This is a genomic window from Edaphocola flava (assembly GCF_004118155.1).
Lineage (GTDB): Bacteria > Bacteroidota > Bacteroidia > Chitinophagales > Chitinophagaceae > Edaphocola > Edaphocola flava.
Genome location: NZ_SAIQ01000001.1, coordinates 432,724 through 446,957 on the forward strand (window position 1 = coordinate 432,724; position 14,234 = coordinate 446,957).

At 44.5% G+C, this 14,234-nt stretch carries 7 protein-coding genes; all 7 read left to right on the forward strand.

The window, feature by feature from the left end; translation table 11 throughout:
* Positions 1-167: 167 nt before the first annotated feature.
* Positions 168-2,819, forward strand: coding sequence for an acetate and sugar kinases/Hsc70/actin family protein (locus EMP01_RS02015; RefSeq protein ID WP_129019824.1), 2,652 nt, complete (start codon positions 168-170; stop codon positions 2,817-2,819).
* A gap of 26 nt (positions 2,820-2,845) precedes the next feature.
* A complete protein-coding gene (locus EMP01_RS02020) occupies positions 2,846-3,865 on the forward strand; it encodes a hypothetical protein (protein ID WP_129019825.1) in 1,020 nt (339 codons plus the stop codon).
* Positions 3,866-9,352 carry a hypothetical protein gene (locus EMP01_RS02025; RefSeq protein ID WP_129019826.1) on the forward strand — a complete coding sequence of 1,829 codons (5,487 nt, stop codon included), beginning with the start codon at positions 3,866-3,868 and terminating at the stop codon, positions 9,350-9,352.
* A complete protein-coding gene (locus tag EMP01_RS02030; protein WP_129019827.1) occupies positions 9,349-9,798 on the forward strand; it encodes a hypothetical protein in 450 nt (149 codons plus the stop codon). Before EMP01_RS02025 ends, EMP01_RS02030 begins: the two co-directional genes overlap by 4 nt.
* Positions 9,799-9,808: 10 nt before the next feature.
* Positions 9,809-10,942: a hypothetical protein gene (locus EMP01_RS02035; RefSeq protein WP_129019828.1), complete on the forward strand. Its 1,134-nt coding sequence runs from the start codon at positions 9,809-9,811 to the stop codon at positions 10,940-10,942.
* Between the two features lie 16 nt (positions 10,943-10,958).
* Positions 10,959-11,849, forward strand: coding sequence for a hypothetical protein (locus EMP01_RS02040; protein ID WP_129019829.1), 891 nt, complete (start codon positions 10,959-10,961; stop codon positions 11,847-11,849).
* A 105-nt stretch (positions 11,850-11,954) separates the two neighbouring features.
* The gene (locus EMP01_RS02045) at positions 11,955-14,234 is read left to right on the forward strand and encodes an NADP-dependent malic enzyme (protein ID WP_129019830.1); all 2,280 of its coding nucleotides are present in this window, start codon (positions 11,955-11,957) and stop codon (positions 14,232-14,234) included.

Below are 14,234 nucleotides of genomic sequence, written 5' to 3' on the forward strand. Positions count from 1 at the left end.
TTCTGGATAAATTAACAGAACCAAAGGGTTACTTTTCCCCTCTTGCTCAATTAATGAAATAAACGCCGGGATACACTCGCCGGGAAATATGGTGTTTTGCCGAAATTATCATATCTTTTGTAAGTAAATGTTTATTTTGCGACACACCACACAAGAAAAACATCAATATGAATTATTATATTTTACCTGTTGTCATTAACGATCGCAGAGAGGTAACCTTGCAATTACAATCACAGGATCAGCCTGTACATAATCAATATTTAATCGAGGTTCCGGAAAATGTACATTTCAACTTATTCAGTATGTTGAAGGATGCTGACATCCGTACATTTATACCGGAAACACAGGATATACACATCGGAAATCTGAGTCCGGCCTACACGCTGGAAGGGAACAAACTGACCGTTACCCTCAGGGCTCAGGAGCAAGCGCCCATTGTACCTGCAGCACCGGATCCGGAACCGGAAGCAGAGGCACCGCTCACTTACGATGATCTGGACACATATAAACCGGCACCCAAACAACAACCACAGTTTTTTGATGCACCACCTCCGGTTATGTCTGCCAGCAGCAATATCGGCCATTTCGCAGGTTGTATTGAGATCACTGCAAATAATTACAGCAATGGTGCGTTCAATGTATTTGGTAACATAGGCCACAGACTGCCGGAGCTGAATAATGATCAGTTTCCTGACCTGCATATCAGTGTAGAGCTGGTTGTAGGCACACATACTTACATCCACCAGTTCATCATTTCTTTTGCACATCCGGAACAGTTCCTTGGCATGGCCCTCGACTTTGGTTCCGAATCCAGCCAACTGGCTGTAAAACGATATCAGAGCGGATTTGGCTACCAGGAAAAAAAACCGGAACACGAAAACCTCTTCCGAAATATCTACGCCTTCCACAAAGCAAAAGGCTGGATCGATCGTGAAGATACCTCTTCTTATTACCAGGAAGAAGAGCATACCAATTTCTACAAATCAATCTTCTTCCTGAAAGAAGACCTGACGGGAGAATATGAGGATATAGACAAAGAGCTCTTTATCCAGAATATGCCCGACAACCTGAAAATGCTGGTCAACAGCTCCAGTAAGGACAGTGGTTTTGTAACCCTTACAGAGAAAAGATTTCATCAGCTGCCTAACCTGAAGATTACGCATAAGTATGTAGATGTATTCAGCCGCCTGAATTTCAATATCAATAAAGAAGGCTATGACATCAATGTAAATCTGGGAGAGGTTAAGAACAAAACGTATAACAGCATCCTGAAAGTTATCATTGAATCCTTCCTCAAAAAGGAGTTCATCAAATACAGCCAGGCCAAGCGCAAAATCCGTTTTGTATTGCTGGTACCTAACATTTATGACTATGCAGATATACGTCATACGCAGCAGTTACTGCATATGATCTTCGCTGATTTTGCACAGCATGAATACAAAGACAAAATACTCGCATGGGAGATCCTGACCATCTCGGAAAGTGATGCGTCCTTCCTGGGATATATTAATAAGAATGATGTACAGGTACGCAAAGACAGCGATTATATCATTGTTGATGCCGGTAAAGGTACTACCGACTTTTCAGTGATCCGTACGGGCAAAGACAATCTGTTTAACATCAAACCTATTTACAGAAATGGCTTCGCCGGGGCTGGTAACATGATTACGTTTGCCATTTTTGAAACAGTACTGCACTACATTCGTGCCAATGCAGATAATGCTGCTGTAGCGTTCCGCTTTATTAAAGATCAGGTGTTACGCAACCTTACCGACAGCAACCTGGAGGTAAAAAACAGGCTGTACAAAGAACTGGAACGACTGAAGTATAACTATATCGACAATAAAGCTTATGCCCTGAACCAATGGGTAAATGCCAGATCGGGCGACTTTAATTTCCGTAACATTACCGAATCCGGATCGGACATTAATACCCTGATCGATCTCCTATCACAGATCGAAAACATCAGTGATTTCTATGGTTATGTAGAAGATACCAGCAAACTGATCGCCCAGCGCGTAGTGAGCAATCTGAAAATGATCAAGGATAATAAGGAAGACTTTAACTGCGGTGGCATCATCCTTACCGGTAGAGGATTCCTCTTTAAACCACTGGCAGAAGAGTTGCGTTCCAGCCTTACGGAACAACTACAGATCGCAGGTGGCTTAATACATATTCTGAACGGTACGGAGCTGAAAGATGTTTGTATCAAAGGCGTATTCAACAATACTGTACGACTGAATACAGAGCGTATCGGCTACCCGATTCAGATCATTGTAGGCGCGAAGCAGGATGCAGCTCCGGCACAACAGGAGACTGAGGAAGAGAAGAAAAAAGTAAGCCTGGGCAATCGCCTGATCAACCTGTTCTTCAACGAACTGAACGATATAGAAAATGCCAGGGCCGTACTGACAACTGATAAACCGATCACCTACGATACATTATACAAGAGCCAGATCCTGATCGGGGCTAAACGCTTTAAAGTATCCGGCAGCAGCTTGTATGACAATCCGGGACAATCCGTAGATGCCGACATCATATTCACACCACAGGGTTACCTGGTGCGCAAACTGGAGCATAATACAGTAAAACAAATACTGCAATTATCCGAGATATTTGATCATGATAAGGTAGAAATGAATATGGTCGTACCATCTCTGTTTCCGAACTATATCGATGAGCAATATATCTACAGTATTCGCCGGGACGATATCCGTAAGGCACCGATCCTGCCTCCGCCACCTTTCTCCGGAGGAGCAAGCCAGAACCCGGGATACAATGCACCGGTAAACAAACCGAAAGGACCACAATATTTCTAAATCTATAAGCCCTACATATCTTCATTATGAAGCAAGCTATTTTAATATCAGGCATGAGCTGCATCAGCCTCTTCAGTTTCGCACAGAATATTGACGCGCAGAAAGGCAGCATGCAACTTCCCGGCTACACCGGCAGCGCCGCTGTTATCATCAGCAACGATGTACTCAAAGTACAGAAGGATGAAAAAGTACAGGACTTTGCCATAAAACGTTCCGGAAAAACAATAGAGCTGGCCAATCCGCAGGATAGTACCGCGATATATAATTTACTCCAAGTATCTTCTGCACAGTTAACTTCTGTGCTGAGTGATAATGCAGGAAGCAGCACCATCAATAAGATGCTGGATGTTGCCGGTAAAATGCCGGATGGCAAACTGCTCATCAGCCAGAACGGAACCGCGGCTTCTGCTACTGATACCGTCGAAGAAGAAGGGGCACAACCGGCCGCTGAAGTTGCCGAAACATCTACCTCCAATGCATGGTTATGGCCACTGGTAAGTGGTGTTATAGCCCTGATCATCGGTTTTATTGCAGGTAAAATGATGCGCCCTTCCACACCGGTACCACAACATAATGACAATGTTGCACCAGCCGGCGCAGCCGATCCACTGGTCTTACAGCAATTACAGAAAGAGCTGACAGATACGCGAGATAAAAACCGCCTGATCACAGAGAAGACACAAGCCCTCATCTCCGGAGATGAGCTCTATTACAACCAGGTATTTCAGAAAATCGTACTTCCGTTGCAGGAAGCCATCAACCAGGGCAACCAGGCTGAAATCATGCGTCAGCTCAATATTGCAGCGACGCACCTGTCCAGCATTACCCGTACCAAGATCCGTAAAAAACTTAATTATGATGATGCCAATGTGCAGCTCATCACCGGCAATCCGACCTTTACCAATGAGTTCCCGGTTATAGGTCCGGATACCCCAATCGATAAAATACCGGCAAACATCCGTGTACTGCGGGATATCCTGCAGCGCAATGGTGTGACCGGACTGGATGACAGTATCGTACTGGGTTATAAATTAAAGCATATCTAGATGAAGAAACTTTTGTTCTTTGGTATACCGGCTGCCGCGATTATCGGCCTCAATATTGCCTTTGGCAGCGTGCTGAGCTGGTTCCTGAGCCTTACCATTATTGCATGTCTGTTTTTCTATGTAGCCAAACTGGGACTGGAAAACATTATCAATACCCGGTTAAAGCAATATAAGCAGGGCGATGAACGCATCGGTAAAATGGTCGCGTTCAATAATAAATGGAAAAGCGTACTGAATTTCGGTTTACTTACCCTTGTCTTTATGACAGGGGTATTTGCCGTATACTTTACCATGAACCCTTTGGGAGACCGCAGCTGGTTTACCAATAACGAGTACCATGGCTTAAGCAATACCGGTATTGCATTTGATAAAAAGCTGGATGTATTCCCCATCCTGCAGGACAGCACGAATCGTGATGCACGCATTACGATAGCAGCATCCGGTACAGATCAGGCCAGGGTGAGCTTCTCGGCATTCTATCAGCCGGTGATACAAGTTGGTGATGATGGAGAAAATCGCCTGCTCAATAACATTTTCACTGCAGACATTAAAGATCAGTTCAGCATCAGTAATGCACAGAACAAACTGAATGTTAGCATACAGGAGCAACACTACAACATATTTAAACGCCTGTTCGGTGCACCGGAAAGTGAAACGGTGTATACCATAAGCCTGCAATGTAATGATGCAGAATTGCTGGAACAGTTTAATCTTACAGCGCCGTATACCGATAATATTACCATCAAAGATGCTCCGCTTAAAAAGGGGATGTCCATCTTCGACCTGTTCCTCGATAACCGCAACTTCAGCTCCGGCAAACCGGAGAGTTACCAGGTACTGGAATCTATATTGCTGCAAACCGGCAATACCTACCTACTGGTTAATCATTCAAAGGATGCGCAATCACTGAAACTATTCCCGGACAGAAGCTTTTTTACCAACGGATACCAGTTACAGGTAGGCGGACAAACGATCAGCCCGAATATCAGCAACACAGCAACGATCGGCCTGGGAGAACAGTTCTACATCGGATTCAATAATAATAAAAAACTATTGCACCTGGGTAGTATTGCAGGTGCCGATTATGCCCTGGGCAACCAGAACAAACTGGCTATTGTATTTGACTATCCCAATACCTATATGCTCAAAAGCCCGGGTATCCAATCCAGGGGCGACAAGAATATTCGTTTCATTACTAATGATTTTGACCGCATCATTACGGATAACTTAAAAGAAGGCTTCTATTTTACGACCTACAACCTGCGTGTGAGCGAGGCTATTGATGGTAATATAGACTATGTGACCGGATCGCCCAATACCCCGCTGGCCCTTGCCGTAACGGACAATAACCGTAATGGTAAACACCAGGATGTAACCCAGCAGAAATTTAGTCTGAGTAGCGAAGACCATAGTGTGCATTATCTGTTTGATGTCAGGGACTTTTCTAAAAACGGATTCAGCCCGGACAATACAGTGCTGTACCTGGGCATTATCTATATCGCCTTTGTATTGCTTACGGTCTTCTTCCCCGGCAAGAAAATAGACCGCCTGGAGCCGATCATCCTTTCGGTGATCTTTGCACTGACAGCCTTACGTTTTATACTGTACTGGCGTGTAGCCACCTTCCCTCCGCTGGAGAATATTACCAAATACGAGCTGGAAAATACGCTGATCAATTTCGATTTCAACCTCGGATTTATACTGCCCGTACCGCTTACCCTGATCTGGATCTTGTTGTTTGTCCTGCTCATTATTATTTACAGAGCAGTACTGAACCGTAAAGGAGATTTTGAACTGGATCGTTTTCTGAAGCTGAATACAGGCAACATGGCCGGTATCAACAAGACCTATGCAATATTCATCGCGGCCTGTCTTGTACTCTTTATGCTCAACAAGAAGGTGATGCATATAGAGATCTTTACCCGTATTATTTCTATTCTGGTGCCACTGCTGGGCTATTGGTATTTTTCCAAGATCAGCAATCGCCGGTTCGAGTATAAGCCACTGGATATACTGGGTGAAAAATCCAAACTGAAAATACAGGCTAAGGCTTATTTCTATTATCTTTTCAATAATCCGACCTTCATCATTACTGCACTGACCATCCTGTTCTTTGCTGTTTGTGACCGCGGATTTGCCATCCTGTTTACCCTTTTCATCCTGCTGAAGAATATCTTCATCAACTTCCTGAAAAAGCCGCTGGATCGCAGCAACAACAGCATCAAACGGATGCTGTATAAACCGAACAACTATTGGATATACGGTATCACAGCGCTGATTGTATACCTGACTACCCTATCGTTCAAATCGCTGTTCTACTACCTGCTGACGTACAAATTGTTCGTCATACTGGCCGTACTCGTATTCGTAGCATTGATCATTTATGTGCTGTATCCGAAAGACAGTAAAGTACTGAAGATTACATTAGGTGTAACCGCATTGTGGATCATCCTGATCAGTATACCATACACCCGTGCAAGAGTAGATCATCAGTTGAATGATGTGGTGAAACACGTGCAGTACCGCGCTTCTATCATTCACCAGCCAATCAGTCAGCTGATGCAGGAGAATGAATATACCTCGTTCAAAACAAGGAAGATCATTGAAACCGCCGAGAACCAATGGTTCATCAACTCCTATATCAGCAAACCATATGATGAGCATTATACCATCAACCTGCGCCCGCACTCCCGTGTGGGGGTAGACTATCCTACGCAGACGCGTGATGTGGTAATAGCCCGTTATGTGATTAGTGAGCTGGGCGATTTTGTTATGTACCTGATCCTGTTCCTGATCTTATTGCCTATGATCCTGTACCTGATCTCGTACAAGGTACAACTGTTGCCATCCGATCCGTCCAAACCGAGAGACCTGGGCAGCTATGCGGGCTTAATACCGCTGATCCTGCTCTTTACCATTGCCTTGTTTGTATGGCTGACGGCCACCAACCGTTTTGTATTCTTCGGTCAGGACTTTCCGTTCCTGAGCCTTACCAGCCGTGTATCGGTTATATTACCTTTATTACTGCTGGGCTTAACACTGGTACAGGCACCTACACAACAGCACTCATTCAACATCAACCTGCAGGGCAATGCGATTAAATATGCTTTCTTCGTAGCGCTGATTGCAGCATTTGCCTTAACTACGGTACAGAGAAATGAACTGAATAATAAAAACTTCTCCATCACCCTGGACAAAACCCAGAAGCATATAGATGTGGACCTGAACGGGCTGCTGGCCACTATACAGGACAGTCTCGACAGTAAAAGAGTGAAGTATAATTACACCCAGCTGATCGGCATCCTGGGCAAGGATGATCGCTTTGCACACCTGAAAAACGATGTAGTCGGAGATCCTTACACGCGCAGTATCTTCAATAACCTGATAGACAAACCGTCTACAGCATTTGAACTGAATAATCCGTTGTTTATCATTTACGACAATGAACGCTACAATGCCGTGTACAATAAGAATATGTACCTCGAACTGCCTCCGGTAGAAAGTCGTATGATATGGAACGGAAATGTAAGCGAGTCTTTATTCTTTAATGATGTATCTACCGCATTGGTGAGCTATAATAACAGCGCCAAAAATGTGCTGTTGCCTTATTTCATTAATGATCCGTCCAGCAGCATACAGTTTGCCTTAATGCCGGGCAACTGGTTTGCAGGCAACAACCCGGAGAATGTAGGCATCATTAATGTAAACAATAGCAGCAAGGGCCAGGCACATATTTTTGTATATAAAAATGTACAGAAGAATATTGAGCAGAATGCTACTTCATTTGTCAGCACACTGAACAATGAAGATCAGGCAACCATCTTCAATCAGGACCAGTCCTTTACCCTGGGCTTCCGCAACTCCGGCAACCGCTATGCATTAAATAAATGGATCAACGGAGAATATAAGATTGTGTACCCGCTGAAAGAAAATAACTTCTGGATATACAACTTTGCCAATGCCCTGAAAACCGCTTACAGTAACGAGAAAGAGCTGAATAAGGAAGTACGCATTACCCTGGATTATGCATTATCAAAAGATGTGCAAAACGACATTAATGCAGTCAGCAAACAGATTGTTGATAAAAACAAGAAATACAACTTTAGTGTTATCGCCACCGATGGTGACGGAAACGTGCGCCTGATGGCAGACTACGTAACCAATCGTAATGTGCTGGATCCGAACAATGATGCTGCTATTTATGCCCTGCAAAGACAGCAGTTCTTCTTCAGCAATGCAAAAAATGAAAGGGACCAGTGGGGTAATCGCAACCTGCTCAACCTGTTCCTCGGACCAGGCTCCTCCATCAAACCACTGACGACCAGCCTCATCGCATCGCAGGTAAATGCAGGATGGGAAAACCTGGTATTGCATCCTGCCGGCATACCGGAGATCAATACTTATGCTGGTCTGAAACTGGTGAAACCATGGAAAAATGATGACCACTATTACGGTGATGTAGGCCTGACCAAGTTCCTGGAATTTTCCAGTAACTATTACCAATCGGTAATGATGTTCCTGGGTTCGTATAGCAAAGAAGATTACTTTAAAGATAACCGTTACAGCCTGGAAAATGTGCTGAGTAAGGGTGCAGGCGCCAATAACACCTTTCCGAATTTATCTTTTAAAGGATCAAATTATTACCTGCCTAACTTTAATGCCCGCAAAGGCAACTGGCCGGCTACGGATAAGGGTAAAACGCATAAAAGCTACTTTGGCAATGAGAACTCACTCATCGCTACGGGCTTTGAGCAGAATGCCAGCCTGCGTACCAAAGACAAGGACAAAAATGATTTCCAGGTGACGAGTATCGACAGGGTTAATTATGTAGACTCTGCCCTGTATAATGTACTGGACCGCAACCGCAGCGGTGGTTACTTATGGAGCTTCCCTGAGCAATCGTATTATCTGCAGTCAGAACGGGCATTCAACGAGATACAGCAGAACTTTAACCTGGGGTTGAAAACAGCCACCCTGGGTGGTTATCCATATCGCATCACACCATTTATGATGTTGCAGATGTATATGTCTATGGCCAGCCAGAACCGCAATTTCCGCATGAGTGTGACGCGACAAGCAATGCCAGTTAAGAACTGGCAGGTAGACTCCAGCTGGAGAGGAGATGGCAATTTCCGCACCTTTATGGCCTACAATATTATGCAGGGAATGAGCGATGTGATCAATGGTGCAAATGGTACCGGTAAGCGTTTATCAGGCCTTAAAGCGAAGTACAGTAATTACTTCTTCTATGCCAAAACGGGAACGATCAACGAGCAGACCTCGAAAGGAAAAAGCTCCAGGAGACTGATCGTTATTGTAGCAGACAAAGATCTGACCAGTGCGGCAAACATAGGACAGGCAAGACTATACGGATGGTATTTCACCGTAGACCATACAGGCGATTTTGACTGGGATCTGGTTAATCGTATCATCAGTCAATCTGTAGAATCACAATCATTCAAATACTATTTTAATAAAAAAGCATGAGATCAACACCCATAAAGATCATATTGATTATCCTGTCAATAGTTCTGACGATAGGCCTGGTTTCCTGGCTTAAATTAAGTATTAAAAATGCGGCACCCGATAAAGAAAGGGTTACGGTCCGGGACGATGCATTTGGCCCGGAGCATTACAATTGGATAAAAACCGATACCTTCGTGCGCCTTGTCCAGACTGCATATCAGCCTAATATTAAGACTGAAGTAGTAGACAGCCAGCTCCTGGTTACCCTTAGCGGGGCCAATGAGATTACCCGGGATTTCTATAACGGTAATGCTGCACTATTGAAATATGACCTGAACCAGTTCGGGTTTAAAATCACTTACGACAAGAACAACAATACCGTGTATGCGACATTTAAAATAAAGAATAATGCCATACCGGTACCTAATGACATCCTTATTAAGATTGTAGACAAAAACAACAAGTAACCTAAAGCACATGCAGATCAACAGCAGCAACATCAACGCATTTATCAAATACCTGTACCAAAGAAGATTGTCTCAGGAGGCCAGTGAAGAAGTATTGCAGAGCTGGGCAGGATTGAATGATGCAGAAATACAGCAATACCTGAAAGAGATGTTTCTCTCCTGGAATTATACCGGGGAGGATATACACAGGGAGATACAGGAGTTCTATGCACAGCAGGGTACGCAACCTGCAGGAGCAAAGGTACAGCCGGTGCAGGATATGCCTCAGCAACGCCAGCCCCCCCTGAGCCGTCCGGCTCCGGTGAGTGTAAAACAAAAACGCAGCAAATCCTGGATCGCACTGCTGTTTCTACCCATACTCGCTATTGTCGTATACGTACTGTATCAGTATAAGCAATTCAAAAGCCTGCATTATGTATATGTCACTACAGACAATGTAACGATACGCGACATCGAGGGTAAACCGATCGGTCGTATGGACATATACCCTACTGCCAATTCGGTATCTTATCTGCGTACAACAGATGCTAAACTATACCAGGTAAAGGTGAATGATAAAATGTATGCCAGCCGCCGTGTGGTGTTTGACAGTACCAGTTTCAGCGATTACCTGCTCAACAAACCGGAGGCTTTTGGTTATGTCAATGAGAATTATGTGATCGAAGACAAGGATAATTTTCTGGTGTACCGCAATGTATTCCGCGAGATCAATAATGTAAAAAATGAAAGCACTACCCTTACCTCTCCATTCCGTAAGGTAATTGTTGGCAGCATCAAACAGCAGCCTGCCCTGCAGAAACTGTATATCGTCAATACATGTAGCAATGGCAACAAGGCTTACTCCTCCATGATCAAACAGACCCTGAAGGATAATGTATATGGTGTAGTGGCGCAGCTTTCTGACGGTGGGTATTATGTGTTTTACGGTAATCCGGAAACGAATAGCTATGAAGCGCCGAAACCGCTTAAGTATAAGACAGCATACACAGAGAGCTATACCGATCTTAAAAATGACAATACCTTATTTAAGCTCGTGAACGGAACCTATTTTTTATTTAATTGTGACGGTTCTGCCAAAGAATATTATACTAAATTTGACAACTCAGGTAGAATCGAATACCTGAAATATGCTTTAGAACCTTAAAGAAAAAAAACAAACAATGATCAGCAGAAGCAATATTGTAGCGTATATAAGTTTCTTATATCAGAAAAAATTCGGACAGGAAGCACCACAGGATCTGTTAGATTCCTGGAATGGTCTTAATGATTCGGAAGTAAACATCCACCTCACCGGCTTGTATAAGCACTGGAACCTGGATGCCATCAGTTCTAAAAATTTCGAACAGGAGTTTTTAGGACAATCCCGTAGTAACCATATTCCGATCATGCCTACGCCACCACCGGCTCCGGCTCAGAAAATAGAGTATCCTACGCACAATACACCAATGGAGCATCAGAACTTCAGCAATGTGCCTCCAGAACCCTTCAATGCAGCATTGGTACAAAAGAAAAGCAATGCAGGCATGTGGATTGCCATTATAGTTGGCTTGCTGGTAGTCGGCGGCCTGGCTTATTATTTCCTGGAAATAGAGAAGCAAAATACTAATGTACCAAACGAGGTAAAGGCAACCGATACTGCAAATACAGCCGTAGCGACTGCCAAACCCACAGAGACTATTGAACCTGCTGCCCCGCCGCAAACGGAAGATGACCGCACCAATGCCCGCGAGATACAAACATTATTATCCGCAGAGCAGTCCCGTAATTTTGATGAGATCTACCAGCACTTCTCTCCTAATATGGAACGCTACTGGGATATCAATTACCCTACCTACGATGAGCTGAAAGACCGCTACCAGGGCACCTGGGATAAAACTCAGAACAACCAGCACAGCAATATCAAAGTAGAAAAGGTAAGTGATAATACCTACGATGTATCTACTACTTATTCTTACTTCTCTATAAAAGACAATAAGGAGAAAAAGGTAAACTCTAAAGTACGCTTTGTCTTTGATGCAGAGCACAAGATCATCAAAACATACGGACTATAAGCATGTAATCTTTTTTTAATATAAAATAAATTTTAAAAACAGCCTCAAATCGTTAAATTTGAGGCTGTTTTTATATTTAACCGCAAAGGCACAAATTAAGCTGAGATGAGTACACACAGAAACATCAAACAAGAAGCACTGGACTATCATGCGAACGGAAGGCCCGGAAAGATTAAAGTAGTACCGACTAAAAATACGAAAACACAAAGAGACCTGTCTCTGGCCTACTCTCCCGGCGTAGCAGAGCCTTGTCTCATGATCAAAGAGAATCCTGAAGACATTTATAAATACACCGCCAAGGGCAACCTGGTAGCGGTAATCAGTAATGGTACCGCGGTACTGGGCCTGGGCGATATTGGTCCCGGCGCCAGCAAGCCGGTCATGGAAGGTAAAGGTGTATTATTCAAAATATTTGCAGACATCGATGTATTCGACCTTGAAGTGGATACCAAAAACATTGATGAGTTTGTGACCGTGGTAAAAGCCCTGGAGCCCACTTTCGGCGGCATTAACCTGGAAGACATTAAAGCGCCTGAATGCTTTGAAATCGAGCGCAGGCTTAAAGAAGCCATGAACATACCGGTCATGCATGATGACCAGCATGGTACTGCCATGATCTCCGGTGCAGCCTTACTGAATGCCCTGGAGATCGTTAAGAAAGAACCCTCCAAAATAAAGATGGTGGTAAGCGGAGCCGGTGCAGCAGCAGTTGCCTGCGTAAAAATGTACCTGAACCTTGGGGTGAAGAAAGAGAACATCATCATGTTCGATGTAGATGGTGTGATCAATATACACCGTACCAACCTGGACGAGAGCCGCATGTTCTTTGCACAGGATACACATATCCAGACCCTGGCAGAAGCAATGGTGGGTGCCGATGTATTTATCGGACTCAGCGCAGGTAATGTACTGAACCAGGATATGGTACGCGCTATGGCACAGAACCCTATCGTGTTTGCCATGGCGAATCCTAACCCGGAAATCACTTATGATGATGCCGTGGCTGCACGCCCGGATATTATTATGGCAACGGGCCGAAGCGATTATCCTAACCAGGTAAACAATGTACTGGGCTTCCCGTTCATCTTCCGCGGTGCACTGGATGTGAGGGCCACTGCAATTAATGAAGAAATGAAAATTGCTGCAGTGTATGCGCTTGCATCGCTGACCAAGCAACCGGTACCAGACATCGTTAATATCGCTTATGGCGAGAAAAACCTGACATTTGGCCCGCAATATATTATTCCAAAACCACTCGATCCGCGTTTGCTCTCTACCGTAGCTCCGGCTGTGGCACAGGCAGCGATGAATAGTGGCGTAGCCCGTAAGCCGATCATGGATATGGAGGCTTACAAGCAGGAACTGAATGATCGCCTGGGCATCAATAACTCTATCGTAAGGGTGATCAATGAGAAAGCCCGTAAGAATCCGCAGCGTATTGTATTTGCTGAGGCCGACAATGTGAAAGTGCTGAAAGCCGCACAGATCGTGGAGGAAGAAGGATTTGCCTTCCCTATCCTGCTGGGTAATGAGAAGAAGATCAAACAGCTGATCGAGGAAAACAAGATTGAACTGAAAAACCCTCAGATCATTGATCCGCGCAGCGATGAGGCGATGCCGAAACGTATTGCTTACGGAGAGCAATTCTTCGAGAAGCGTCAGAGAAGAGGACTTAATGCATATGAGGCGAAAAAGATTATGCGCGAGCGTAACTACTTCGGCTGTATGATGGTTGCGGCCGGCGAGGCTGATGGACTGATCAGCGGACTGACCCGAAACTACCCGGACACAATAAGACCGGCACTGCAGACTATTGGAGTGGAACAAGGTGTAAAAAAAGTTGCGGGTATGTATATCGTACTGACACCTAAAGGACCTCTATTCCTGGCCGATACTACAGTGAACCTGAACCCTAATGCAGAAGAACTGGCAGACATTGCCTTACTGACTGCAAGAGAAGTGGCGCACTTTAATATTACCCCAAGAGTAGCCATGCTCTCTTACTCTAACTTTGGTAGCAGCGATACCCCTGAAGCACGCATGGTAGGTGAGGCAGCAAGAATAGCCAAGGCAAAACAGCCGGACCTGATCATAGATGGTGAGATCCAGGCAGCAATGGCTTTCGATAGCGAAACCTTAAGAGAAAACTATCCTTTCTCGGACTTAGTAGAAGGCGGTGTGAATACCCTTATTTTCCCTAACCTTTCTTCCGGAAATATTGCCTACAACCTGCTGAAGGAAGTAGCCGAATTTGAACTGATCGGACCAATATTGCTGGGACTGGAAAAGCCGGTGCATATCCTGCAACTGGGCAGCTCCGTACAACAGATCGTGAACATGGTAGTGATGACAGCATTTGATGCTCAGAAGAATAAAAAGAAATAA